The organism is Janthinobacterium sp. SUN118, assembly GCF_030397695.1.
In the GTDB taxonomy this organism is placed as follows: Bacteria; Pseudomonadota; Gammaproteobacteria; order Burkholderiales; family Burkholderiaceae_D; genus Janthinobacterium.
This window is the reverse complement of record NZ_JAPUBV010000005.1, coordinates 275,398-300,890: the sequence shown is the minus strand read 5'-3', so window position 1 is coordinate 300,890 and position 25,493 is coordinate 275,398. Positions and strand designations below refer to the sequence as shown.

The 25,493-nt window shown below is 63.3% G+C and carries 24 protein-coding genes; 8 read left to right on the top strand and 16 right to left on the bottom strand.

Annotation, left to right across the window (positions count from 1 at the left end):
• Positions 1-4 precede the first annotated feature (4 nt).
• The 9 genes from O0880_RS25355 to O0880_RS25315 form a co-directional block, all read right to left on the bottom strand.
• Positions 5-1,252, bottom strand: coding sequence for a TerD family protein (locus O0880_RS25355; RefSeq protein WP_071324733.1), 1,248 nt, complete (start codon positions 1,250-1,252; stop codon positions 5-7).
• Positions 1,249-2,253, bottom strand: a complete 1,005-nt coding sequence (locus O0880_RS25350; protein ID WP_289889317.1) for an HpcH/HpaI aldolase/citrate lyase family protein — start codon at positions 2,251-2,253, stop codon at positions 1,249-1,251. Before O0880_RS25350 ends, O0880_RS25355 begins: the two co-directional genes overlap by 4 nt.
• On the bottom strand, positions 2,246-3,352 hold the full coding sequence (locus O0880_RS25345; RefSeq protein WP_071324731.1) for a cysteine protease StiP family protein: 1,107 nt from the start codon (positions 3,350-3,352) through the stop codon (positions 2,246-2,248). The genes O0880_RS25350 and O0880_RS25345 overlap by 8 nt, the downstream gene beginning before the upstream one ends.
• Positions 3,349-4,101: an HAD family hydrolase gene (locus O0880_RS25340; RefSeq protein WP_071324730.1), complete on the bottom strand. Its 753-nt coding sequence runs from the start codon at positions 4,099-4,101 to the stop codon at positions 3,349-3,351. Before O0880_RS25340 ends, O0880_RS25345 begins: the two co-directional genes overlap by 4 nt.
• Complete coding sequence (locus tag O0880_RS25335; protein ID WP_071324729.1) at positions 4,079-5,236, bottom strand: phosphoribosyltransferase domain-containing protein; 1,158 nt, start codon at positions 5,234-5,236, stop codon at positions 4,079-4,081. Before O0880_RS25335 ends, O0880_RS25340 begins: the two co-directional genes overlap by 23 nt.
• Positions 5,233-6,270 carry an ATP-grasp domain-containing protein gene (locus O0880_RS25330; protein ID WP_289889316.1) on the bottom strand — a complete coding sequence of 346 codons (1,038 nt, stop codon included), beginning with the start codon at positions 6,268-6,270 and terminating at the stop codon, positions 5,233-5,235. Before O0880_RS25330 ends, O0880_RS25335 begins: the two co-directional genes overlap by 4 nt.
• Before the next feature lie 212 nt (positions 6,271-6,482).
• Positions 6,483-7,199: a TIGR00266 family protein gene (locus O0880_RS25325; protein WP_071078756.1), complete on the bottom strand. Its 717-nt coding sequence runs from the start codon at positions 7,197-7,199 to the stop codon at positions 6,483-6,485.
• Between the two features lie 134 nt (positions 7,200-7,333).
• The gene (locus O0880_RS25320) at positions 7,334-7,909 is read right to left on the bottom strand and encodes a TerD family protein (protein ID WP_070290657.1); all 576 of its coding nucleotides are present in this window, start codon (positions 7,907-7,909) and stop codon (positions 7,334-7,336) included.
• A 228-nt stretch (positions 7,910-8,137) separates the two neighbouring features.
• On the bottom strand, positions 8,138-9,223 hold the full coding sequence (locus O0880_RS25315) for a DUF475 domain-containing protein (protein WP_071324727.1): 1,086 nt from the start codon (positions 9,221-9,223) through the stop codon (positions 8,138-8,140).
• A 246-nt stretch (positions 9,224-9,469) separates the two neighbouring features.
• Here O0880_RS25315 and O0880_RS25310 point away from each other — a divergent pair, with 246 nt between their 5' ends.
• From O0880_RS25310 to O0880_RS25300, 3 genes are all read left to right on the top strand, one after another.
• Positions 9,470-9,895 (top strand): divergent PAP2 family protein, encoded by a 426-nt coding sequence (locus tag O0880_RS25310; RefSeq protein ID WP_071324726.1) that lies wholly within the window; start codon positions 9,470-9,472, stop codon positions 9,893-9,895.
• A 259-nt stretch (positions 9,896-10,154) separates the two neighbouring features.
• A complete protein-coding gene (locus tag O0880_RS25305) occupies positions 10,155-11,330 on the top strand; it encodes an efflux RND transporter periplasmic adaptor subunit (protein WP_071324725.1) in 1,176 nt (391 codons plus the stop codon).
• Positions 11,331-11,333: 3 nt separating this feature from the next.
• Positions 11,334-14,555 carry an efflux RND transporter permease subunit gene (locus O0880_RS25300; RefSeq protein WP_071324724.1) on the top strand — a complete coding sequence of 1,074 codons (3,222 nt, stop codon included), beginning with the start codon at positions 11,334-11,336 and terminating at the stop codon, positions 14,553-14,555.
• Between the two features lie 137 nt (positions 14,556-14,692).
• Here O0880_RS25300 and O0880_RS25295 read toward each other — a convergent pair whose 3' ends face one another.
• From O0880_RS25295 to O0880_RS25275, 5 genes are all read right to left on the bottom strand, one after another.
• Positions 14,693-15,052: a hypothetical protein gene (locus O0880_RS25295; protein WP_289889311.1), complete on the bottom strand. Its 360-nt coding sequence runs from the start codon at positions 15,050-15,052 to the stop codon at positions 14,693-14,695.
• A 260-nt stretch (positions 15,053-15,312) separates the two neighbouring features.
• Positions 15,313-16,233, bottom strand: a complete 921-nt coding sequence (locus tag O0880_RS25290) for an S-adenosyl-l-methionine hydroxide adenosyltransferase family protein (protein WP_289889310.1) — start codon at positions 16,231-16,233, stop codon at positions 15,313-15,315.
• 16 nt (positions 16,234-16,249) lie between these two features.
• Complete coding sequence (locus tag O0880_RS25285; RefSeq protein WP_289889308.1) at positions 16,250-18,772, bottom strand: TonB-dependent receptor; 2,523 nt, start codon at positions 18,770-18,772, stop codon at positions 16,250-16,252.
• A 145-nt stretch (positions 18,773-18,917) separates the two neighbouring features.
• Positions 18,918-19,682 carry a histidine phosphatase family protein gene (locus tag O0880_RS25280; protein ID WP_289889306.1) on the bottom strand — a complete coding sequence of 255 codons (765 nt, stop codon included), beginning with the start codon at positions 19,680-19,682 and terminating at the stop codon, positions 18,918-18,920.
• 80 nt (positions 19,683-19,762) lie between these two features.
• The gene (locus tag O0880_RS25275) at positions 19,763-21,163 is read right to left on the bottom strand and encodes a cation:dicarboxylase symporter family transporter (RefSeq protein WP_289889305.1); all 1,401 of its coding nucleotides are present in this window, start codon (positions 21,161-21,163) and stop codon (positions 19,763-19,765) included.
• 281 nt (positions 21,164-21,444) lie between these two features.
• Here O0880_RS25275 and O0880_RS25270 point away from each other — a divergent pair, with 281 nt between their 5' ends.
• The 4 genes from O0880_RS25270 (at position 21,445) to O0880_RS25255 (ending at position 23,479) form a co-directional block, all read left to right on the top strand.
• Entirely contained in the window at positions 21,445-21,822 is a 378-nt protein-coding gene (locus tag O0880_RS25270) for a nuclear transport factor 2 family protein (RefSeq protein ID WP_289889303.1), read from the top strand.
• A 9-nt stretch (positions 21,823-21,831) separates the two neighbouring features.
• Positions 21,832-22,221, top strand: coding sequence for a hypothetical protein (locus O0880_RS25265; protein ID WP_071324718.1), 390 nt, complete (start codon positions 21,832-21,834; stop codon positions 22,219-22,221).
• Positions 22,222-22,317: 96 nt separating this feature from the next.
• Positions 22,318-22,860, top strand: coding sequence for a hypothetical protein (locus tag O0880_RS25260; protein WP_289889301.1), 543 nt, complete (start codon positions 22,318-22,320; stop codon positions 22,858-22,860).
• Positions 22,861-22,885: 25 nt separating this feature from the next.
• Positions 22,886-23,479: a hypothetical protein gene (locus tag O0880_RS25255; protein WP_289889300.1), complete on the top strand. Its 594-nt coding sequence runs from the start codon at positions 22,886-22,888 to the stop codon at positions 23,477-23,479.
• Between the two features lie 68 nt (positions 23,480-23,547).
• On the opposite strand, the gene O0880_RS25250 is transcribed toward O0880_RS25255, so the two are convergent.
• Positions 23,548-24,156, bottom strand: coding sequence for a YigZ family protein (locus O0880_RS25250; RefSeq protein ID WP_289889299.1), 609 nt, complete (start codon positions 24,154-24,156; stop codon positions 23,548-23,550).
• Between the two features lie 67 nt (positions 24,157-24,223).
• On the bottom strand, positions 24,224-24,481 hold the full coding sequence (locus O0880_RS25245) for a hypothetical protein (protein ID WP_289889298.1): 258 nt from the start codon (positions 24,479-24,481) through the stop codon (positions 24,224-24,226).
• A gap of 105 nt (positions 24,482-24,586) precedes the next feature.
• Here O0880_RS25245 and O0880_RS25240 point away from each other — a divergent pair, with 105 nt between their 5' ends.
• Positions 24,587-25,327 carry a helix-turn-helix transcriptional regulator gene (locus O0880_RS25240; RefSeq protein WP_289889364.1) on the top strand — a complete coding sequence of 247 codons (741 nt, stop codon included), beginning with the start codon at positions 24,587-24,589 and terminating at the stop codon, positions 25,325-25,327.
• The last annotated feature ends 166 nt before the right edge of the window (positions 25,328-25,493 follow it).

Below are 25,493 nucleotides of genomic sequence, written 5' to 3'. Positions count from 1 at the left end.
AGGATTAATCCTTGCGGCCAGCTTTCCAATTGAGGCCGAAATTGTAGCGTTCGTCCATGGCCTGGTGCGCCGTGATTTTACCTTGGCCGCCGAAGTATTCCACCAATTTCGTCACCTGCAGGTTGCCGCCGTGGTTTTCCAGCATGGCGATGGCGCACATGGCGTGCTGGCTGTCGCTGTCGAGGCGCACTTCCACCGTCGGCTGGCCCGGTATCTCGATCGTCACCACGCCATCCGTGGCGGCCCAGTTCGGCACGCCTTCGTAGATGAAGGCATACACGAGCACGCGCTTGATCTGGTCGAAATGGGTGCCGTTGATGAAGATGTTTTCGCCGCTGCTGATGCTGCCCGTGCGGTCGTCGCCTTCCAGGTGGATGTAGGGCGGGCGGTCATATGCGCCCCAGCTGTTGCCCAGCGCCTGCACGGCGCTCTTGGCGCCATTGCTCATTTCGAACAGGCAGCCGATATCGAGGTCGATACCGCCCGCGCGGCCGGCCGGCTTGTTGAACAGCTTGCCCAGGAAGCCCGTGTCCAGCTTCGAGGCGGGCGCCTGGCCCTGCGACGCATTCTGGTTCCAGTTCAGGTTGACGCGGATGCGGCCATAGCCGCCGCTGTCGCGCTTGTCGAGCGAAATCTTGTCGCCGCGCTTTTCCAGGCGGATCTTCGACAGCGAGATTTTGTTTGCTGGCGGCGCCGCCGGCGTGGGCGCGGGAACCGGTGCCGGCGATGGCGCGGGAGACGATGCCCCCGCCTCGCTGCCGCCGAAGTGTTTCAGCAATGCGGCCAGGCCGCCGGCGAAACCCTGGCCCACGGCGCCGAAGCGCCAGCTGCCGTCGCGGCGATACAGCTCGCCGATGATGACGGCTTTCTCGTCCTGGAAGTCATTGCCCGTGAAGGCAAACGTGGCGGCCTGGCCCAGCGTCATGCTCGAAGCGCCCAGCGCGCGCATGCTGCCCTGTTCCGTCGCCGCCGTAAACACCAGCTTGTCGATCGAGGCGGGCAGGCGGGAAAGGTCCACCTGGAAGACGGAACGGGGGCCGTTCAAGTCCACCGTGATGGCGTTGTCCGGCGCGCTTTTCTGGTTGAAGAACACCATGTAGCGGTCGTCCGACAGCTTGCCGGCCGCATCGACGCCGAAGCAGCTGACGTCCACTTCCATCGAGCCCGAAACGATATCGAGCGTGACGGCAAACGGGCCATTCAAGCCCAGGTCCGCCAGTTTGCCTTTTTGTCCGCGTGTGAAATTGGTCATGGTCGTGCAGTCCCTTCGTCGCTGGAGAGTTGAGTCAATGAGTGATTCGGTGCGTGATGCGAAATAGCAGGCGTGGCCGGCAGGGCGGCGCCGTCCGCATGGCGGATGCCGAACAGGCGCGCCTGCTCGATGATGCGCTGCGCCCAGCTCGAGTGGGTCGCCACTTCGCACATCGATTCCTGCATGCGGAACACGGCCGGGCTGTCCGGGTCGATGATGCGCAGCGCCAGTTCGATGTCCGACTGCGCCACCTGGTAGTGGCGCTCGATCTGCGGCACCTGGTCAGGGTGGATGGCGGTCTTGGCGATCATGCCGTGCGCCATGTCCTGCGCCACTTCCGCATCGAGCCAGCTGCCCTGCGACAGGTGCTCGAAGACGGGCGCCGTCAGCTGGAAGCCGTGCGGCTTGAAGATCGTCACCAGGCGGCCGATGACCTGGCCCAGCGGCGTCTGGTAAATGGTGCCGCTGGTGGGACGGCGCAAGCCCAGCAGCGCCAGCAAGTCGTTGCCGCCGATGCGCAGGGCCAGGATGCGGCGCCGCACTTCCGGCGCCGACAGGGCGATGCGGAACTGCTTCATTTCCTCGTCGTCGAAGACGTCCGCCGTCTCCAACGTCGGCATCAGCAGGTGATGCGTGTGGCGCACGAGGTCGAAATACGCGGAAAAATTGTGGCGCGTGGACTTGGGCAGCACGAAGCCGCTCAATTTGTCGGAGCCTGGCATGCCCAGCACGCGCGCCAGCACGTCGACATTGCGCACGCGCACGAAGCGCAAGGTGTCCGATTCGTCGCGCATGTTTTGCAGCGCCAGCGACAGGTTGAACAGCGCGTAGCTGAGATCGCGCTCGGCGATGGCGTCTTCGGTGCAAAAGATCACCGAACGCAGGTGGCTGAATTTGTCGCCGTTGGCGATGGCCAGCAAATCCTTGTGCGTGGTGGGCACATACATGGAGGCGCCTAGCGCCGCCTTGTGTTCGCTTTGTGGGTGTATGGAGTTATCCATCGACTGCGCTCCTGATGAGGGCGACCGCCTGGTAAGGCAGCGCCGGTTCTACTGTGACGGGTATGGATTTTTCCTGCGCCAGAAGCAGCAAATGTGCCACGTCCGGTGCATTCGTGTCGCGCACGATCAGGCGCTCGGGCACGCGGCGCAGCAGTACGCGCGTCGCTTCGCCGATGCCCGGCTTGATCAGGTTGATGTCGCTGATGCCGTACTCCTGCTGCGCCCTGGCCATGTAAGCCTGCGAGCGGGCCGCCATGGCTGGCGCGTCCGTCGCTTCGGCCAGCGGCACGCCGCTGCTGGCGGCCAGCGCCACGGCATCGGCCACCAGGCCGTCGGCGAAATCGCGCGACTGGTCGTGCGCCGCGAACTGCGCGTAGTACACGCAGCCGTGGAAGTCGTCCGGGCCGATGGCTTCATTGAGCACGGAGCGGCTGACCAGGCCCGAGACGGTGGCGTTGAGGATGCTCGACGGGATCAGGTAGTCGCTGGCCGAGGCGGCGCAGGCGGCCGTGCCGGCCAGGTCGGACAGCACGAACAGGCCGCCGTCGATGGCCGTGCCATGCGCGGCATTGAAGTCGTTGACCGTCTGGCGCAGTTCGCGCGAGATCACGCCCTTGCCGGTCCAGCCGTCGACGAAGACGATGGACTCGGCAGCAATGCCTTGCGCCAGGATGTGTTTCAGGGCGTTCGCATCGATGCCGCGGTCGCGGATGATGGAGACGGAATAATGGCTGCACTCGCGCTGGAAGACCTGGCGCAGCACGTGGCCCAGGATGACGCCCACGGGCGTGCCGGCGCGCGCCAGCGAGACCAGGGCGATCGGACCCGCGCGGCGGGCCGCGATCAGGGCTGCCAGGCGCAGGCAGTCGCGCGCCATCTGCAGGCGGTTGGCGGCAAACGCGCTCTGGAACAGCGCCAGGTAGGCGGGCGAGGGCAGGGATTCGGGCGACAGCATTTCGCTGTAGTGGCGCTGGCCGGACTGGATCAGGCGCTCTTTCTCGGCCAGGTCCAGGATCGGCTCGAGCGCCATCGGCGTGAGCAGAAACTCCACGTCGTCCTGGCGGTAGCTGCCGCTGAAATGCTGTTCGACTGCCGTCATAGGGCCGCCACGGTGAGCGCCGCCAGCTGCGTGCCGTTGGGGACGATGGCGTAGTCGCAGGCCGCCATGAAGCGCGCGTCCGAGCGGCTGTCGCCCATGCCGAAGCTGAGGATGGGGCCATGTTCGGCTTCCAGCTCCGCGCGCAGGTAGGCCACGGCGCGCGCCTTGTTCAAGGTCTTGGGCAGCACGGCCAGGTTGTTGCCGTTGCGGTGGATGAAGTAGTCGGAGCCTTCCGTCGCGATCCAGTCCTGCAGCACCTGTTCCTCGATATCGGCCAGGCGTTCGCCGCGTGCCTCATGGTCCTTGACGACGACGTAGAACGGCGTGTCGTAGTCCTCGATCAGGCGCGCGCGCGAAGGCATGCCCGCCTTGACCTGGAAGTCGTCGATGATGCGCATGGCGTCCCGCAGGCCGGGCAGCGCCGTCTGCATGTCGTTCTGCATCAGCGCCAGCCAGCCCGCGTCGAGCGCGCCGCCCGGCTGCAGCACGATGCCGCCGTAATCGAGCACGCTGTAGCTGGTGAACGGCAGGTCGACGCGGCGGAATGCGTCGCCATTCCTGGCCGTGGCGGGGATCAGGGTCATGCCGCTTTGCGCGAATTCGAAGAAGGCACGCTGGCGCGCCGTCGTAAACGAGCAGGCCTCGCCATTTTTCAAATAGGCGGCCGGCTGCAGGTCGGTCTCGCCGACGCATTTTTTCGGGGTCTGGAACAGTGTGTCGTCCAGGTCAACAAACAGGAATTTCTTCAATTTTGGTCTCTGACTGAAAGTGGAACAGGCGGCCGTTCAACTGGCCGGCGAGTTGCATGAGGGCCGGACTGGCCGGGGTTTCATGGCAGATGAAGACGTGCTGGTACTGGCCAGGCGCCACGTTGTACAGGTAGTTGGCGATGCCTTCGCCGTAATTGTCGTCGCAGCAGACGATATGCCCGACGGAACCCCATGACAGGATGGGCGAACGCGTGGTCGACTGCACCACCACGCTCTTGCCCAGGGTTTCCAGTTCGCGCGCCAGCAGGAAGGACGGGTGCATGAATTCGCCCGTGCCCAGCACCAGCACGGAATCGCCGGCGCCGATTTCCTGCGCCAGCTGCACCGCCAGGCCTTGCGGCGGCGTCAGGGCGCGGCCCACGCCGATGCGGCCGAACGCCGGGCTGGCACCGCGTTCCTCGTTCGCCTCGAAGCGCTGCGCGCTGCCCGCCACGGGCGCCGGCGCCGCGCCGGCCTGGAAGGCGTACTGGCCGGAGAGCGCCGCGCCGATGCTGGTGGGCAGGCCGAAGCGCTGGCTCAGGCCCGCGTTGGCGGCCTGGCCCATGAAATTGGTGATCACGCCCAGGTGCAGCTTTTCCAGCTGCGGATAGCGCGCGCGGCACACTTGCACCAGGTTGGCGAAGGTATTGCCGGTCGACGCTTCATCGTCGATCAGCACCAGGCTGCGCGCGGTGGAAAACAGCGCGCTGGCCGCATCCGACAGGTGCAGGAACTGGCGCGGCGCGTGGCTGTGCGATTCCTCGAATTCGAAGAAGGGCACGCTGCCGACGCGGTAGCGCGAACTGTGCAGGAACAGGGCCTTGCCGTCCGGGTTGGCGCGCAGCCACGCCTCGAACACGCCCTGGCCCAGGCCGACGGCCGTTTCCGCCATGGCGATGAAGACCACGGGGCCGGGCAGGCTGGGGGGGATCTGCGCGGCCAGGTCGTCGTGGATGGCTTCCATGGCGCGCGGCGTGACGGGCCAGTGCTTGCCCAGCACCTTGGAGAGGAACAAGAAACCGCGCTTGGCGTTGGCGCGCGCGGCAAAGCCGATCAGCCAGTCCAGCGGAAAGCGCGCCTCGTCCACTTTGAGGGTCAGTTCGCCCGTCGGCATCTGCTGCTTGACGATGTTCATGGCAGCTCCACGGCGTAGGCGGATTCGCCCACGCGCATGCCTTCGCGTATGACCGGCACGGCGAGCTTGTCGTAGCCCTGGTCGAAACCGGCCAGCGCCAGGTAGGGCAGGTTCGGACCGGCCGCGCACGCCATGCCGATGCCGCCCGACATGCGCGGGTTGATTTCCAGCAGCGCCAGGCCGTTGGCGCCTTCGCGGAACTGGATGTTGAACACGCCGTTCAGACGGTAGTCGCGCGCCAGTTTTTCGCAGGCCGCCAGCAGGTCGGCGCGCAGTTCGATCAGCTGGCCGCTGCCGCCGCCCTGCAGCTTCTTGCGCGGCACGGCGCACACGAGGGCACCCTGGTCGGCGACGCAGTCGGCGCTGTATTCGTGGCCATCGAGGTATTCCATCAGCAGCAGGGTCTTGAAAGTGCCCATCTGCGCCAGGCCGTCGCGCAATTCCTGCGCATTGATCTGGTAGGCGGCGCCGGCCAGCAGCAGCTGGGCGCTGGTGCGCTCTTCATCGAGAATGGCAAAGCCCAGGGCATACACAGATTCGGACGGCTTGATGCACAGCTTGCGGTGCAGCGGGCGCAGTTCGGCGTAGGCGGCGTCGTATTCCTCGATGCTGGTCACGGCGCGGTAGTCGGCCGGACGCGCCATGGGCAGGTCGAGGCCGTCGCAGAAGCGCGCCTTGTCATGCATCAGGGTCAGCGTCTCTTCGCTGGCCACGCTGAGCACGCGCGTGCCGATGGCGGCAAAGCGCGCGCTGGCGCTGCCGATCAGGCCCGCTTCCTTGCCGGGCCAGAATATCGTGATGCCCCGCTCGCGGCAGAATTCCAGGCACCATTCCACATAGTTATGGCCTGTCAGGCCCGATGGCTCGACCGCGTATTCGTGGGCCGACAAAAAGGCCGCCGCATGCGCGTTCGTATTGCTGCACACGATGTGGTAGCGGGGCTTGCCGCCGGTGGCGGCGCTGTCCGCCTCACGGATCAGGCGCATGGCCGTGCCGACCGAGGAAAATGTTTTGTTGAACCAGACTCTTTGCATGTACGGGGACCGGGTAAAGAAAGGGAAAGCCGCGCGCAGGTGCGCGCGCGGGGATTCTAATTGACCAGACTTAACCTGGCCTTAGAAAAACGCCAGCCCGAACCTGCTGCGCGTCGTGGCCGCGGCCTGCGATGCTCACTGTGCATACGCACAGCTGCGCTTCTCGGCCACGTCCCCTTCCGCTGGCGACGGTTCTGGCGGGCGTTTGAGGATCAGCCAGCCTTGCCGGAGGCTGTCCATTTTAAGAACGCGTCGCGGTTGCGCGAGCAGATGAAGACCTTGCCGGAACCGGAAAAGCGCAGCACGATGCCTTCGCCGCTGGTCACGCTGTTGACGATATTGCCGAGGAAGCCGCCGATGCCGCCGCCGCCCGAGCCGCCGCCCGTGGTCACGGAAATCTCGTATTTCAGGCTATTGTCCCAGCACACGACGTGGGAATTGTCGATCACGACATCCTTGCCCGGCTCGACGTCGAGCTGGAACATGGAGCCGAAGCCCGACACCACCACCTGGCCCGTGCCGGCCGTTTCCATGACGAAGAAGCCGCCGGACTGGGCGAACAATGCGTTGCCCAGACTCTGAGTGCGCACCTTCATTTCCGTGCCCGAAGTGGCGGCGACAAAGGCGCCGTCATTGAGCAGGTACTGGCGCGCGCCGACGTCGACCACTTCGATGGCGCCGGGCAGGGTGGGCGACAGCAGGCAATCGCCGCTGCCGCGCACCGCTTCGATATGCTGCTGGAAGAACGATTCGCCATTCGCGAAGCGGCGCATGATGGCGCTGCCCAGGCCACCCGTCATCTTGCCCTTCAAGTCCAGCGCCGTTTCCATCATTACCATCGCATCGGATTCGCAATAGATGGTTTCGCCCTGTTTCATGCTGACGTGGAGGAATGGATCGACGTCGCCGGTGACACTAAATACTGGCATGGTAATCTCCAAAAAAAAGCCGCCTGAACTGTGCAGGCGGCAGTAATGATATGACATTAACCCAAGTCACCGCGGAAAACCGTCGCGCGCGAGCCCGAAGGCGAGCGGCGCAGCCGGTTTTACGAGCGTGAATCTTAGGCGTTCACGCCGAACGAGCGGGCGAGGGGACCCAGGCCGCCGTTGAAGCCCTGGCCGATGGCCTTGAACTTCCATTCGCCGTTGTAGCGGTAGATTTCGCCAAAGATCATCGCCGTTTCCGTCGAGCTGTCTTCGGACAGGTCGTAGCGGGCGATTTCCTTCTCGCCTTCCGCGTTCAGGCAGCGGATGAAGGCTTTCGAGACCATGCCGAAGTTCTGGCGGCGCGCGTCGGCGTCGTGAATCGTCACGGTGATGCTGATGCGGTCGATGTCGGCCGGCACGCGGGTCAGGTCGATTTCGATGCGCTCATCGTCGCCTTCGCCTTCGCCGGTCGTGTTGTCGCCCGTGTGGACGACGGAACCGTCGGTCGACTTCAGGTTGTTGTAGAAGATAAAGTCAGAGTCGCCACGGACTTTGCCGTCGTTTTTCAGAAGGAAAGCGCTGCCGTCAAGGTCGAAGGTGGCGCCGTCTGTCGAACGAGGATCCCAGCCGAGGCCGACGATGATCTTCTTCAGGTTCGGTGCTTCCTTGCTCAGGTTGACGTTGCCGCCTTTTTGCAAACTGATTGCCATGTGGTGCTCCTTTTAGTAATTAAACTTAGAACGCCTGTCAAAACCTGCTGCGCGTCGTAATTTGCGGCCGGCGATGCTCACTGTGCCTTCGTACAGGTGCGCTTCCCGACCACAACTTCCTTCCGCTCGCTACGGTCTTGCAAGGCGTTGTTAATCCAGCCTTCATGGCATGAGCGCGCCAGGGCGCTCGTGCCATTACTCTCTCAATTGGGGGCGAAACCCCCGATTTCAAGCTTGTGCCGCGTGCCGCTTGCGATAGCGCAGCGACGACCACAGCGAGACCAGGATGAAGGCCACGCCGGACAGGCCCGTGAACCACTCGGGAATATGGTACTTGACGGACGCCAGCATGATCAAGGCCAGGATGCCGATCGCATAATGGGCGCCGTGCTCGAGGTAGACGAATTCGTCCAGGGTGCCCTTGTGCACGAGGAAAACCGTCATCGAGCGCACGAACATGGCGCCGATGGCCAGGCCCAGCATGATGATGACGACGTCGTTGGTGATGGCAAAGGCGCCGATCACGCCGTCAAAGCTGAACGAGGCATCCAGCACTTCCAGGTACAGGAAGCCGCCGATGCTGCCGCGCGCCACTGTTTTTACCAGCTCGCCATTGCCGTTTTTCGCGGGCGCTGCGCCGGCCTCTTCATCGTCGTCCTGCAGGTCCGGCTCGCCTTCTTCCAGCAAGCCGCTGATCCAGTTCACGCCGATGTAGACGGCGATGCCGACGATGCCCGAAGCGAGCACGCTGTATTTTTCATCGACGGGGCCCATGGCCACGCAGGCGGCCACGGCGCCCATGGTGATGAGCACGGCCAGGCTTTCGGTGCCCAGCGCGTTGACTTTTTCCTCGGCCCAGCCCAGCCAGTGCAATTCCTTTTCATCGTCGAACATGAAATTCAGGAATACCAGCAGCAGGAAGGCGCCGCCGAAGGCCGCCACCTGGGCATGGTTGTCCGTCAGGTGCTTGGCATACACTTCCGGCGTGGTGGTGGCCATGGTCCACACGTCGACCAGGCCCAGGCCCGTGGCGACGGAAACGATGACCAGCGGGAACAGCAGCCGCATGCCGAAGACGGCGACGAGGATACCCACGGTCAAAAACAGTTTTTGCCAGAATTCATTCCAGTGGCGCAAGACCGAGGCATTCACCACCGCATTGTCGAAGGACAGCGACACTTCCATGATGCCCAGCACGCCCGTGATCCACAGGGCCTGGATCATGCCTGGCACGCCGCCGTGGCTGTAGCCCCACCAGCCGGCCACCGCCATCAGGATGAAGGTAACTAAAAAAGAGATTCTGAAATGCCGCATGGAGACCCCGTTGCAAGTGTGGAAAGACGTTTGATTATCAGCGCCGCGCTGCGCGCCACTGCCAGTGTTGATATACGTCAATTGTTGTATATGCCATGATTTTATATTATCACCGCCGCTGGCGGCGTTTTATAGGCCGCGGACAGACAGTTCTGCTGGCGCGGTTGATCTGCGATAATTGCGGCGCGCCCCTTTTGGCCACCGTAGCCCCTGACATACTTTTAGACATATAAGAAGGAATACCCCGTGGATATCGCTTACCTCGTCACGCCCCTGATCACCTGGATCCTGGTGGGACCGATCAAATTCCTGATCAACAGCGCCCGTACCCGGCAGTGGGCATTCGGCCTGGTCGGCAATGGCGGCTTTCCCAGCAACCATAGCGCCGTCGTTTCCAGCATGGCGACCCTGATCGCCTTGCGCGAAGGCATAGGCCATCCGGCCTTCGGCGTGGCCGTCACCCTGGCCTTCATCGTCATCATCGACGCCAACAGCCTGCGCCAGCACGTGGGCAAGCAGGCGGCGGCCATCAACCGCTTGGCCGGGGAAGCGGCCAGCGCCGCACACAAGACCTTGCGCGAGCGCATGGGCCATACGCTGGTGGAAATTGCCGGCGGCCTGTGCACGGGCGTGGCGATCGGTTTCCTGATCAATGCCGTATTTGCCAAATAACATCTTTTTAGAGTGGCGCAGCATCGCCGCCTATCGACATGAAACCCCGCTTCAAGGCGGGGTTTTGCGTTTCAGGGCGTAAAAACTACGTTTCATCCATAGATTAAAGCATTACAGGAAACCGCCGATTGACATGCCCAGACACGCTCATGGATACTTTGGCGCTTGTGGTTTTAATAAAAATAAATGCCTGCTATCGCCTGCCGCCCTATCCGGGCTGCCGGTACGGTAACGGTGCTATCTATCCGGAGAATTACCCATGTTGCGCAAAACCCTGTTTGTTCTGGCAATCGCTTCTGCCCTGACCGCCTGTGGCAAAGAATCCAAAGATCCTGGCAAGGGCGTTGGCAAGGACGGCAAGGAACAGGCCAGCGCCGCCGTCAATTTGCTGATTTCCCCGGAAGACATGTTGACCATCCAGAGCAATGCGCTGGCATCGGGGCCCGTGATCACCGGTTCCGTGCAGCCTGAGCGCAATGCCGACCTGCGCGCCGAAGTGTCGGCCGTGGTGATCCAGGTCATGAAGGAAAATGGCGAAGCCGTGAAACGCGGCGACGTGCTGGTACGCCTGGACGAAACGGCCATCCGCGACAGCCTCAATTCGGCCGAGGAAGCGAGCCGCGCCTCGAGCCAGGTGCTGGAGCAGTCCGAACGCATGTTCCAGCGCATGAAGACCCTGCGCGCCTCGGGCATGACGTCGACGCAGGCGCTGGAAGATGCGGAAATCCGTCGCAACAATGCGCAGAGCGACCTGTCGGCCGCGAAGAGCCGCGCCGCCCAGGCCCGCCAGCAGCTGCAGCGCACGCTCGTGCGCGCGCCGTTCGACGGCATCGTGAGCGAGCGCAAGGTATCGAACGGCGATACGGCGCAAATCGGCAAGGAATTGATCCGCGTCATCGATCCGACCAGCATGCGCCTGGAGGGCCTGGTATCGGCCGACAAGATCGGCGTCGTCAAGGTGGGCCAGCCGGTGTTGTTCCGCATCAATGGTTATCCGGGCCAGGATTTCTCGGGCAAGGTGCGCCGCGTCGATCCAGCCGCCAACGCCATCACGCGCCAGGTGGCCGTGCTCGTCGATTTCAATGACAAGGAACAGCCGCGCGTGGCCGGCCTGTATGCGGAAGGCCGCATCGAAACGGATACCGTCAGCGCCCTGATGATCCCCGATTCGGCCCTGGTGAAGGCGGGCGACGTGACGTACACGTGGAAAGTCAAGGACAAGGCCTTGCAAAAGACCAGCTTGCGCATCGGCGCGCGCGACGTGCGCACGGGCCAGTGGGAAGTGCAAAGCGGGCTGGCCAGCGGCGACACCGTGCTGCGCACGCCGGGCTCGACCTTCAAGGATGGCCAGAAAGTGGAGCTGACGGCGGCCAAGGCCGTGCCAGCCGCCGCCGTGGCCAGCAGCAGCACCGCCGTTGCCGGTAAAGGAAACTAAGCCATGTTCCTTTCCGATTTCAGTATCAAGCGGCCTACCGCCACCATCGTCCTGATCCTGGCGATGATGTGCGTCGGCTTGCTGGCGCTCAAGAAACTGCGCGTCAACCAGAATCCGGACGTCGAAGTGCCGTTTATCGTCGTCAGCATTCCTTACCCTGGCGCATCGCCCGATACGGTCGAGCGTGAAGTGGTGAACCGCCTGGAAAAGTCGCTGCAAAGCATTTCCGGCGTGACCGAGGTCAATAGCGATTCGAACGAAGGTTCGGCCACCCTGTTCTTGAAGTTCTCGTTCAAGACCAATCTGATCGAAGCGTCCGACGATATCCGCAACGCCATCGCCTCCGTGCGCTACAAGCTGCCGCTGGAGATGCGCGAACCGATCCTGCAGCGCATCGACCCGTCGGCCGAGCCCATCATGCAACTGGCCTTGTCGTCGAGCTCACAAAGCCATGCGGAAATCTCGCGCCTGGCCGAGGACGTGCTGTCGGACCGCTTCCGCGCCGTCGATGGCGTGGCGCTGGTGAATGTGGGCGGCTCGTTGAAACGCGAACTGTCCGTGCTGTTGCGTGCGGAAAAGTTGCGTGAATATAATGTTTCCGTCAGTGACGTCGTCACGGCCTTGCGCAACCAGAACACCAATGCGCCGGTGGGCAAGGTGCGCGGCACGCTGGACGAGAAAAGCATCCGCCTGGTGGGGCGCATCGAATCGCCTGCCGAATTCGAGCAAGTGGTGATCAAGCGCCGCGGCGAGGAAATCGTGCGCCTGGCGCAGGTGGCCACCATTCAGGATGGCTTTGCCGAAGTCAACAGCATGAGCGTGCGCAGCGGCAAGCCGAACGTGGGGATATCGATTACCCGCGTGCGCGACGCCTCCACCGTCAGCGTGGCCAACAAGATCCGCGACATGGTGGCGGAAATCAACAAGACCTTGCCGAAGGGCACCTTGTTGCAAGTGACGCGCGACGGCGGCGAAAACGCCCAGCATAGCTTGAACAATGTGATCGAATCGCTGGTGCTGGGCGCCGTGCTGACGATTTTCGTCGTCTACGCCTTCCTGAACTCGTGGCGTTCGACGCTGATCACGGCGCTGAGCCTGCCGACGTCCGTGATTGCCGCCTTCATCGCCGTGTGGCTGTGCGGCTTTACCCTGAACTTCATGACCCTGCTGGGTCTGTCGCTGGCCATTGGCGTGCTGATCGACGATGCCATCGTGGTGCGTGAGAATATCGTGCGCCACATGCAAATGGGCAAGGACCGCCGCACGGCGGCGCTGGAAGGCACGGCCGAGATCGGCATGGCCGTGGCCGCCACGACCTTCTCGATCATCGCCGTCTTCATCCCCGTGGCCTTCATGCCTGGTATCTCTGGTGAATGGTTCCGTCCGTTCGCCTTGACGGTGACGTGCTCGGTGCTGGTCAGCCTGGGCATCTCGTTTACGCTCGATCCCATGCTGTCGGCCTTCTGGGGCGACCCGATCGAGGAACACGCGGCGCCGAAGAAAGGCATCGGCCGCGTGCTGGAGAAATTCAACCACTGGTTCGACCACCAGGCCGACCGCTATGGCCGCGTCATCGCCTGGGCCCTGCATCATCGCCGCTGGATGGCCATCATCGCCTTCGGCAGCCTGGTCGGCGCCATCGTTCTGCATAGCACGCATGGCGGCACGAGTTTCCTGCCAGCATCCGATTCCGGCAATTTGATGATCAATGTGCGCACGCCGTCGTCGAGCAGCATCGAGTATTCGCGCCTGAAACTGGAAGCGGCGGCCGTGCTGGCGCGTACCTTGCCTGAAACCAAGGATACCAACAGCTCCATCAATGCCGGTGGCGGGCGCGTGTATGTCGATATCGGCAAGCGCAATACCCGCAAGCGTTCCGCCAAGGAAATCGCGGTCGAGCTGCGCGAGAAGATGTCGCGCCTCGTGGGCGCCGAATACGTGGTGCAGGACGATCTGAGCAATGGTTCACAAAAACCGATCCAGGTGGAATTCACGGGTCCCGATTCGCGCAAGTTGATGGAAATCACGAACGCCTATATGGACAAGATGCGCCTGATTCCGGGCGCCGTCGACGTGGGCCTGTCGGAGCAGGATCCGAAGAACGAGTTGCAGATTGAATTGAACCGTGGCCTGGCCAACTCGATGGGCATTTCCGTCAACGATGCGGCGCAATCGTTGCGCGTGGCGTTTGCCGGCGTGGAAGTGGGCGACTGGGTCGATCCGACGGGCGAAACGCGCGACGTGGCCGTGCGCCTGCATCCCGACGACCGCGTGGCGTCCGAGAATATCGAGCGCCTGCCGATCAGCGTGACGGGGACGTCGCAAATGGTGCCGCTCGACCAGATTGCCACCATTACCATGGGCAAGGGCCCGTCCGGTATCGAGCACAAGGATGGCAAGCGCACGATCACCGTGTCGGCCAATGCGCAGGGCCGCTCGAATGGCGAAGTGACGACCGACGCCATGAAGCTGGCCAAGTCGATCGATTTCCCTCCCGGCTACGGCCTGGCGCTGGGCGGTGCCGGCCAGGACCAGCAAGAGCTGTTCACGGAAATGCTGATCGCGCTGGTGATGGGTATCGGCTTGATGTATTTGATCCTCGTCATGCAGTTTGGTTCGTTCACGGCGCCCGTGGCCGTCATGATGTCCTTGCCGCTGAGTTTGATCGGGGTGGTGGTGGCGCTGGTGATCACGAACAACACCCTCAACCTGATGAGTTTTATCGGCATCATCATGCTGATGGGGCTGGTGGCAAAGAACGCCATCCTGCTGCTGGACGCGGCGCGCAAGCGCGAGGAAGAGGGCTATGGCCGCGAAGACGCGCTGATGTATGCGGGCCGCATGCGTCTGCGCCCCATCCTGATGACGACGTTCGCGCTGATCGCCGGCATGTTCCCCGTGGCGCTGGGCCTGGGCGAAGGTGGCGAGTTCTACCGCCCACTGGCGATCGCCATCATCGGCGGCACCATCACGTCGACGATTCTGACCCTGCTCGTGGTGCCGACCTTCTATGACAGCATCGAGATCGCCCGCGATGGCGCCGTGGCCAAGTTCCACCGCCGCGCCGCGCGCATGCCGGTGGCCGTGGCCATGATCCTGACCCTGGTCGAGTGCGTGCTGACCTTGCTGCTGCTGCGCTTCGTCTACCGCATGCTGAAGAAGGGCATCCTGTTCGCGATGGGACGCCGCACGCCGAAAGCGGCGTCGGTCAGCCTGCAAAAGTAATACCGGGCCAAGGCCAGCTTGCGCTGCGCCGTGGTTTTCAAGGAGCCTTCCACGGAAGGCTCCTTTTTTTTGCCTGTTGCCGCGGCCAGGCGCGCTACCTCATGCTCGGAAATTCACCATTGGCGCTTGCGGCTTGCCTAGCTGTTGCGCGGTGGCGGCGTGGTCGTGCCGGTCCCGGTCCCGGTACCCGTGCCCGGCGTGGTGCCATTGGCGGGCGGCACGCTCGGCGGCGGCGTCGTGGTACCGTCCGGATTCGTGGTGGTGCCTGGCGCCACCCCTGGCGTGGCAGGCATGGTGGCGTCCGGCGTGGCGGGGGCGGTCGTGCCCGTGGTGCCCGAGGTGCCGCTGGTGCCTGGCGCCGTTGCCGGCTCCGTGGCCGCTGGCGTGGTGGTCGTCGTCGTGCTGGTGTCGCTGCGCTTGTTGCAGCCGCCCAGCAGCGCGCAGACGATGGTGCTAGCGAGGACGAGCTTGCTGGTAGTCAGGAGTGGAGCCGTCATGATTGTTCCTTTTCGGTGGAAGGCTGTCGTGGGAGCGCATGCCTTGCCAGACTGCCTGACTGGCAACTGGAGCATGGCTGGCATCGCTTGCAGAAATTAGAGTAGGCAGCCGGGCGCAGGTTCACCGCAGTTACAAATGAGGGGCGCTGGGGCGGAGCGGATATGGTCAGGTTTGATGTGGCGCAAGGGCGCGATACCCATCTCTCGCCGGAGGGCGGCAAGATGGGCCAGGACCGCCTATCCTGGCCGCAGGGAACGGCTTATTTTGCAGGGACCTTGCTGACTTCCACTTCCCAGTCCACGCCCGATTCGATATGGTGTTTGGCGGCAAAGTCGCCCTGACTGATGGCAACGGCCACGTCGAGCAGACTGTTCAGGTAGACGAGGGGCTTGCCCTTGGCAACGCCGCCAAACGTATGTTCGAACGGCGCCGTGACCCTGGCGACCTGCTTGCCTTTATGCAAGATGCGCACTTGCAGCGGATCGTGCAGTTTTACCTGCAATTCATCGAGCAGGGTTTTCGGGATATTCGTCCAGACATTGCCATATTTCACATCGAGCACGGGCACGATGCCGCGGATGGTATTGCCGTCACGTACAGGTTTTTGATAGGCGATCTTCACCACGGATTCGCTCGCTAATTGTGGTCCCACCTGTTCATAGCTGATGGCGCCCGAGGCCAGGCGCGCGCCCACATACGCGTACACGTCGCGGCCATGGAAGGTGTACGACTCGGCGGAACCGGCCAGGCGGTTGACCTTTTCATCAATCTCGCGCAGTTCGGCCACGCCGTCGCGCTCGGCGATCAGGGTGAACAGGCCGTTATCGGGGCCCACGAAATAGCGGCCATTTTTTGTCTTCAAAACAACAGACTTGCGCGCCGTCCCCACGCCCGGATCGATGACGGAAACAAACACCGTGCCTTGCGGCCAGTAATTGGCCGTCTGGTACAGGCGATAAGCGCCCAGCCAGATGTCGTAGTCGGGAATCTGGTGCGTCAGGTCCGAAACGGTCAGCGTGGGGTCGACGCCGTACGCCACGCCATGCATGGCCGAGACGGCGCCGTCGGCCGTGCCGAAGTCCGTCATCAGCACCAGCGGCGAGGCGGCCTGGGCGCTGGAGAACAGGAGGGCGCCCAGGCAGGCGCCGGTGACGAAGCGGGAGATTTTCTGGGTGATCATATGGTCTTTCCGTGCGTTAGAAGGTGTAGTTCAGCTTGGCGTAGAAATACGCGCCGTTGACGCCGATGGGGTTGATGAAATTGTAGGGCAGGGCGCCGCCATAGGTGGCGTTATTCGTCTGGCGCACGCGCTGCGGATAGCGGTCGAGGATATTGTTGCCGCCCACGCTCACCGTCAGCTGCTTGCTCAGTTTCAATTGGCCTTCCAGGTCCAGCGACCAGACGGCGCCGAAGCGCTGCGCGGGTATGCCGTCGATCAGGGGCGCCTCGCTGTCGTATGAGAAATCTTTCAGCTCGCCAAAGCGCGTGGCACGCGCCTGCACGCCCCAGCCTGCCGTCTGCCAGTCGGCGCCCAGTATCAATTTGCTCTTGGGTGACGCATGTTTGATGCGGAACAAACTCGTTTGCGTCAACAGGGTCAAGCTGGGATCGATGGCGTTCAAGGCGTCGGAGCTTAAGCGGACCTTGTCGAGCGTGGTCGTGTTCAGGTTCAGCGCCGCGTTGAGGTTCAGCTTGCCGTTGGCGTAGGCGAGATCGTGGTTCAGCACCACGTCCAGGCCCTTGGTGCGCGTGTCGAGCAGGTTGGCCAGGTAGGCGACGGACTGGATGTCGCTACGCCCCACGCCAGCGAGGTAGGCGGTGACGGCGTCGCTTTGCAAGTCGCTCGAGCGCGTGATGCGGTCGCGGATGCGGATCACGTAGGCGTCCACCGTCAGGCTGGTGGCGCTGGCCGGTTTCCAGGCCAGGCCCAGCGACACGTTGGTCGATTTTTCCGGCTTCAGGGCCTGTGCGCCGAAGCTGCGTGCCAGCGCGTCGCTGGCCGGCAGCAGGGCCGACGTCTGCAGGGCCGTGCCATCGGCGTTGAAGTTCAGGGTGGCGAAGCGGAAGCCCGTCTGCACGAGGGCCGGCGCGCGGAAGCTGTTCGACAGCGAGCCGCGCACGAGGAAGGCGTCCGTCACCTTGTAGCGGCTCGACAGCTTGCCCGTACTGGCGCTGCCGAAATCGCTGTAGCGCGAATAGCGGGCGGCGGCGCCCACCAGCAGGCGCGGCGTGAGGTCGCTTTCCACGTCCGCATACACGGAGCGGATGTGGCGGCTGCCGTCGTAGGTGTCCGACGGACGCAGGCCGGGGCCAGCCTGCGCGCCCGGTGGTGCAATAGCCTGCGCATCCGTGAAGGTGCCGGCCGCATATGATGCGGCGTCGCCGGCGGAGCTCTGGTAGCTTTCGCGCATCCATTCCGCGCCCACGGCCACGTTCAGGGCTGCGGGCAGGCCGATGTCGAGGTTGCGCGTGGCGTCGAGGTTCAGGGCATCCTGGCGGAAGTCGAAACCGGCCAGGTGGAAACGCGTGGGGCTGGTCGCGCCCAGCGAGGCGTTGACGGACTGGTTCACGCCGTAGTCAAAGCGGTCGCTGCCGTGGCGGACGCTGGCGTCCCAGTTCCAGTCGGCTGCCGTGCCGCGCACGCCGGCCACGACGCCGAGGTCGCGCTTGTCGCCATTCGTGACGGGACGGTAGCCGTTCGGATACAGGGCGAGTACGTTCGACGGATCGCCCGGATAGCGGAAGTAGGCGCTGCCGTCGGACTTGCGCTCGTTCAAGGTGGCAAACGAGTACAAGTCCAGGCCGCTAGCTAGGGTGAGCTGCGCGTTGTAGAACAGGTAGTGATTGCGCTGGCGCGAGTCGCCGGACTTGAACAGCACCTTGCCGTCGAGGGCCAGGTCGGCTGGCGTGGCGTTGTACGAGGTCCAGCCCGCGTCGCTGGGGCCGGCCCGCTCCGTGGGCGAACGGCGCCGCGCTTCTGCGCCGAAGCGGAAATAGCCGGCTTCGCCCAGCGGCACGCCATAGTCGGCGTTGACGATGACGGTCTGGCCATCCGTCAGGGTTTGATCGGTCGGGTCGAAATGCGTGTGGTTGGCGCCATAGCTGACGGCCGCCGAGCCGCCCGTGCGGGCTTTTTTCAGCACGATGTTGATCACGCCCGCGACGGCGTCGCTGCCGTACTGGGCGCCGGCGCCATCGCGCAGGATTTCGATATGGTCGATGGCGCCCGGTGGAATGGCGTTGATGTCGACCGGCACCGTGCCGGCAAAGCTGCTTTCCGTGTCGAGCACGGCGCTCGTGTGGCGGCGCTTGCCATTGATCAGCACCAGCACCTGGTCGGGCGCCAGTCCGCGCAACTGGATGCCGCGCACGGAGTCGGATGCGCCGCTCGACTCGATGCGGGGGAAGTTGATTGAGGGCGACAATGCCTGCAGGGCCGCGCCCACTTCGCCCGTGGCCAGCGCATTGCTGACTTCGCGCGCGCCGAAGCGGTCGATGGGCACGCTGCTGTCGAAGACGGTGCGGTTGCGCGCGCGCGAACCGACGACGGTGACCTGGTCGATGCTGGCGCCCGCTTGCGTTGCGGCATCGCCGGCTGTGTTAGCGGTTTCGGCATCGGCCCAGGCGGGTGCGGCGCCCAGCATGGCGCAGGCCAGCACGATGGCGCGCAGCGACGTGGAGGGAAGGGAGGGCGATACGTGTGAATGGCGCGGGTGCAAGGCGGTGTCCTTTGGGCTCGGTCAATGTATTTATGAAAACTTTTGATTGAGCTTACGGCAGGCCGTTGCCATGGCGAACGATTCTTTATGGATATGCTTATGGCTGTTGTTTCTGAGTGATTTTCGTGTGACTTCTGGGGGCGGCTCAGGATTTGGGCGCGGCCGGCATGTCTGGCTGGGCTGTGACGGGCGTGCCGGCCGCTTCCAGCGGCGCGACGAAGTTGCACAGGTCCAGTTGCAGTTTGCCCTGTTTGCCGAGGGCGGGATTGAATGCGTACGAGGTGATGCCGCAGTTGGGCACGTCGGCGGCCTTGTCGATGGCCAGGATGGCTTGCTCGTCGCAGCGTTCCAGCAGGTAGCGGAAGCAATTGACGATCACCTGGTGGCCGACGACCAGCACCCGTTCGCCCCGGTACTCGCGCGTGATGGTGTCGAGCACGCTGCGCAGGCGCAGAATGACGTCGCACCAGCTTTCGCCGCCCGGCGGCCGGAAGTAGAACTTGCCCACGTGCTGGCGCTGTTCGTGCAGTTCCGGATACTTGCTGGCGATGCCGCGCGCGGTCAGGCGGTCGAGGATGCCGAATTCCTTTTCGCGCAGGCGCTCGTCGGCCACCACGGAACTCAGGCTGTTCGCCTCCAGCCGCGCCAGCACGGCTTGCGCCGTCTGATGGGCGCGCACGTACGGCGAATACAGCACGACGGTCGGTTGTTGTTCAGGGGGGAGGGCGGCGAACCAGTCGCCGAGCGCTTGCGCCTGGCGCGCGCCCAGGTCGGAGAGGGGGACGTCGACATCGCGCTCGGCGATGGCGATCAACAGCTGTTTTTCCGCTTCGGCGGCATCGCGCGCCACGTTGCCGGCGCTTTGGCCGTGACGCACGATCCACAGTTGCTGCGGCCACTTTTGTTCCATCGCCTGGCGCCTTCCTCTGTATTTGTTGTGAATAAATATAGAGGAAAGCGGCAAGGCGCGGCGCGCCGCTGGACTCGTGCTTAGGCGGCGTGTTCCGCTTCGTCCAGGTCGGGCGCGTCGTCGCTGTTGTAGACGGCCAGGTCGGTCTGGCCCATGACGCGGCTGGTGACGGTGCCGGCCGTGATGGAGCCGCTCACGTTCAGGGCCGTGCGGCCCATGTCGATCAGCGGCTCGACGGAGATCAGCAAGCCGGCCAGGGCGACGGGCAAGTCCATCGCCGACAGCACGATCAGGGCGGCAAACGTGGCGCCACCGCCCACGCCGGCCACGCCGACGGAACCGATGGTGATGATGGCCAGCAATGGCAGCAGGAAGCTGATCGTAAATGGATCGACGCCGACGGTGGGCGCGATCATGACGGCCAGCATGGCAGGATAGATGCCGGCGCAGCCGTTCTGGCCGATGGTCGAGCCGAACGAGGCGGCGAAGTTGGCGATGCCTTCCGGCGTGCCCAGGCGCTGGGTCTGCGTCTGCACGCTCATCGGGATCGAGCCGGCGCTGGTGCGCGAGGTGAAGGCGAAGGCCAGCACGGGGAAGACTTTCTTCAGGAAGCGCAGCGGGTTCAGGCCCGTGCCGGCGATGATGGCCAGGTGCACGAGGAACATCAAGATCAGCGCGCTGTACGAGGCGACGACGAAGTTGATCAGTTTCAAGATGTCCGTGTAGCTCGACGAGGCCACCACTTCGAACATCAGTGCGAATACGCCGTATGGCGTCAGGCGCAGCACCAGGGTGACCATGCGCATGACGATGGCGTGCGCCACTTTCATGAAGCTTTCGAACGAGGCGAAGATTTCCGGCTTCTTCGCGGCGATGCCGGTGGCCGAGATGCCGATGAAGATGGAGAACACGACCACGGCGATGGTGGAGGTCTTGCGCGCGCCCGTCATGTCGAGGAAGGGGTTGGTCGGCACGAAGCTGACCAGCAGTTTCGGCAGCGACAGCGCCTTCGCCGTTTCCAGCGAACCTTGCAGCTGTACGCCGCGCGCCACTTCGGCGGCGCTCGACGTCAGGCCGACGGCAGTCAGGCCGAACAGCTTGGCCATCAGGATGCCCAGCGCGGCGGCGATGGTGGTGGTGATGAGCAGGGTGCCGATGGTCAGCGCGCTGATCTTGCCCAGCGAACTCGCATCCTTGAGTTTCAGGATGGCGGAAATGATGGAGACCATGATCAGCGGCATGATGATCATCTGCAGCAGTTTCACATAGCCGCTGCCGACGATATCGATGTATTCATTGGTGCCGGCGATGATGGGCGAGCCGGCGCCATAGATGGCTTGCGCGGCCGCGCCCAGCAGCACGCCCAGGCCCAGGCCCGTGAAGACGCGCACGGTAAAGGTCGCGTGGCGGCTTTGCTGGCGGAACATGAAAGCGAAGACGATCAGTGCAACGAGCAGGTTCAGAATGATGTTGATTGCCATAGTGGGCCTTATCTTGGTTTTCTTGGTTTTATGCTGCAGAGGGCATTTTATAGAACTTTGCTGCAAGTAACATCCGCCCGGTCCTGGCCCGGTCCAGGGCGGAAGGGCAGGCACTGTACAGTACTATGGGGACGTTTTGCGCCATACCGCTGCGAATATTACGCTATATAAATATGCTCCACAGGCATAAGTCGTCCGGATGATTGTGTAATTGGCTATTTCGTGCCAGCATGCTTTCCCCGTTTGCTACTATGGCGCGCGTTATCTTGATAAGGAAAACAATGAATGCTTTGACGGAAGTACAGGTGCTGGATGTGGAAGAGCGCCTGCGCCAGGCCATGATGGCCTCGGACGTGGCCGTGCTGAACGACTTGCTGGGCGACGACTTGCTGTTTACGAATCACCTGGGGCACTTGCTGAGCAAGCATGCCGACCTGGCCGCGCACGAGCAGCGCCTGCTGACCATCACGGACTTGCGCGCGTCCGAGCGCCATGTGCGCCTCGGCGGCGACGTGGCCGTGGTATCCGTGCGCATGCAGTTGACGGGCAGCTATCACGATGTGGAGACGCATGGCGACTTCCGCTTTACGCGCGTGTGGGCGCGCAATGCCGCCGGCGCGCTGCAAGTGATCGCCGCCCATTCCGGCGTGGTCGCTTAAGGAGTCGCAGTGGATCATCGTTCCAAAGGGCAGCTGGTCGAAGCTGTCATCGCCGCCGGCCCCGCCACCCTGGCCATCACGGCCGGCTATCCCGTGCTGCTGTACAACCTGGTGCGCACGTATGCGGACGCGCCCGGCGCCAATGCGCTGGCGGCGCTGCTGCTGACGGGCGGCCTGTGGGCCTTGCTGGAATTCTGGCGCATCGCGCTGGCGACCGTGGCGCGCAAGGCCTATGCGTTCAACTGGCGCTTCTGGCTGGCCATCGCCGGCTTCCTCGCCTGCTTCGTGCGTTTCGTGCCGGACATGGCTGCCGGACTGATGCTGGTCTTGCTGGTGCTGCCGGCGCTGGCGTGGATTCATTTCATCTTGTTGCAGATCAAGCGCCCGCGCCAGGCTTGATTGCTGGAAGTGCCGTAGCGGGAGCGATATATCATTACTGAAATCAAAAAACTGGGCGAGCAATTCCACGCGATAGCGTCGCAATCCGACTTTTTCATGGCGACCTATTTAGAGGCCGTCAAGCTGCGCGTGGCGCGAACGCAGATCAGCAAAGGACCGCTGTTTAATGTCAGGCCATTCGACGCCCAACGGGCCGGCTTTACGCCGGGAAAAGAGCTAAAGGCGCTGCCCGCGAAGTTAAAAGATACTCATGTGTACTATTTCGATGGGGAGGACAGGATACTCCTGGTGGAAAGCCATGGCGGCTCCGCTACTGTCATCAACAGGAACTTCTATTTTCATGAACCGGACAAGCTGAAAAGCGTGCACTTCAATGCAGGAGGGAGCTTGAGGAATGTCATGCTCAGTTTTCTCGATGGGGCACGCATCACGCAGGACATTAATTTCGGAAAATTTGGCGTAGGTCGTTACGATTACCTGTATGAAGGGGATCGCCTCCAGTCCATCATGGTCCGGCAGCGAGAGCATGGTCAGGAAAGCCCTAGCGGATACCAGATTCTTTTCGGCTATGTGGATGGAAAGATGGACAATATTTTCCACATGTTTACGAATGGATATCAGGAGCAGCGCTATCCATGACGTTGGTGGTTTTGAGGGCGAGGCCATGAAAAAATACATGTGGCATCTGTATTATTCTGGAACGGATGTGGTGGACGCCAGTGAAGCGTGGGCGAGCGGGCATGTCGGTGCGGGTATCTGTCAAGACTGCGGAAATTATGTGCCCGGGAATGAAGGTGACTTTGCCGTGGTCGTGGAGCAGCGCATTCCTGCAAAAGCAGATATGTTTTCAATGGGACGGCTATCGCCTTCCATCATGTCCGCCAGGCTGCGGAAATTGCTGCCGGAGCGCATAAACGAATTTTTCAGGTTCGGCGATGTCTATCTCGGTGACTCTTCGAGGAAGATGGAGAGCCACTGCGCATTTGTTGGCGGAGCGCCGTGGGTTTTGCTCTTTGGCGATCAGCCCGCAATGATGGATGGTGCAGTAGTCGCGGATGCAAAAATTGCGGCTTGCCCTGCCTGCGGCGTGAAATTCGGCTTTGGGCGAGGGAGCAGGCATGCCGACACCAGCGTCAACGTGATCCATGAAATTTCCTGGACGGAGTTTGGCGGAATGTTAATTTCTGACGACATAATGCAGCCCCTGCGTGATACTCAATTGAAAAATGTCAGAGTTGAAAAGATAGAAATCCGTTAGGCGTGCCTCGGGCGCGGATAAAGACCCGGTTTGTGACTGGTGACTGCCAGCGGCAGCGCTCTTGCCGACTATGGCTGGCCGTCGCTATCCTGCGCGTCCAGCCAGTTGATCCGTCCATTGCCCGCTTCCTCCAGGTGGGCGAGCAGGGCGGTGGCGGCCGCTTCCGCCAGGCTGAAGTCGAACAGCACGTTTTCGCCATGTTCCACCTTGAGCAGGGTGGCGCCGGCGGCATCGAGTTCGCGGCGCAGCATGCCTTCCATCGCATACGGCAGCGTGCAGCGCAGGTTTCTCTGGCGCACGATGGCCGTCTTTTCCGCCAGCAAGAGCGCTTGCGCCACGCTATCCGTGTAGGCGCGCACGAGGCCGCCCGCGCCCAGCTTCACGCCGCCAAAGTAGCGCACGACGGTGGCCAGCACGCCTTCGAGATCCTGGTGGCGCAGCACGTCGAGCATGGGCCGCCCGGCCGTGCCGCTCGGTTCGCCATCGTCGACGGCCGCCGACTGTCCGCCCGCCAGCAGCGCCCAGCACACATGGCAGGCGCCCGGATGCTGCTCCTTCAAATCGTTGACCACCTGCTGCGCGCTGGCGCGGTCCGTCATCGGCTGCACGCAGCCGATGAAGCGGCTTTTCTTGATGATCAGTTCGCTGTGGACGGGGGCGGCGATGGTGAAGGGCATGGCGGGAGCAAGGTCAGGCAAAGCAGCATGATAGAGGAAATGCGCGCCCGCGACGAGCCAATGCCGCCTATCTGGCCGATGGCGATACCAGTTCGCGCAGCGCAGCATCGCGCACTTGCACGATGTCGAACAGTCCCAGCGCGTGCAGGGCGGGCAGGGCGTCGAGCATGTCGCGCTCGGCGACGGCCCGTTCCGCATCGCCGCTGGCCTCGTCCAGCCACAGGCGGGCATTGGCGAGAAAAGCGCCTACCGTGCCCTTGCGCACGGTGACGCCGTTGAACTGGCCCTGGTTTTGTTGATCCGGTAACACGTCTTCGGCACGCATGATGTACTCCTGAGTAATGGAAAGACTCCACTGTATGATGGCGGGATTGTCTTGCCTGCGTTGTTTATGACTATCGATACGTCAAATCCGCCAATCTTGCCGCCGATGCTGCTGGCGCCGCTGCGCGCCCTGCGCATGTCTCAGCCACAGGAGCGGGTGACGCCGCCGCACCGCCATGCCAGCGGCCAGTTGTTCGGCGCCGAGCGTGGCCTGCTCTCCGTGGCTGCCGACCGCGGGCAATGGGTGGTGCCCGCCAGCCACTGCGTGTGGGTGCCGCCCCATCACGTCCATGCGCTGCGTTCGCATGGCCCGTTTGCGGGCTGGAGCGTGTATGTGGACGAGGCCAGTTGCCGCAGCTTGCCCGCCGCGCCTTGCGTGATGCGCGTCTCGGGCCTGCTGCGCGAGGCGGCGGGCCGCGCCAGCAGCTGGGAAGATGGCGCGCTCGATGCGCGGCAAGCCCGCGTGGCGGACGTGATACTCGACGAGATCGCCGCCGCGCCGCACGAGCCCTTCGGTTTGTCGCTACCCACGGACCCGCGCCTGTTGCGCGTGGCGCGCGCCGTGCTCGATGACCTGGCCGACGAGCGGGGCGTGGATGCGCTGGCCGCCTGGGCCGGCGTCTCGCCGCGCACCCTGGCGCGCCGCTTCCTGGCCGAGACGGGTTTTACGCCAACAGCCTGGCGCCAGCGCGCCCGCATCCTGCGCGCCCTGGAACTGCTGGCTGCGGGCCAGCCCGTGACGACGATTGCGCTGGACCTGGGCTACGACAACGTCAGCGCCTTCATCGCCATGTTCCGGCGCGTGATGGGCGTGACGCCGGGCAGGTATGGGGAAGGGGTGGAGTAGCTGGCGCGCAAAACAAAAAAGCCAACCGCGAACGGTTGGCTTCTCTGAAGTATTTGGTAGGCCGTGCGGGTGATGAGCGAATGGATTTTGTATCTCAATCGGTAGCCCTAGCGATCCTGCCTTGGGATGGGTTAAATGATGGAATCGGCAGGCCGACTTTTATCAC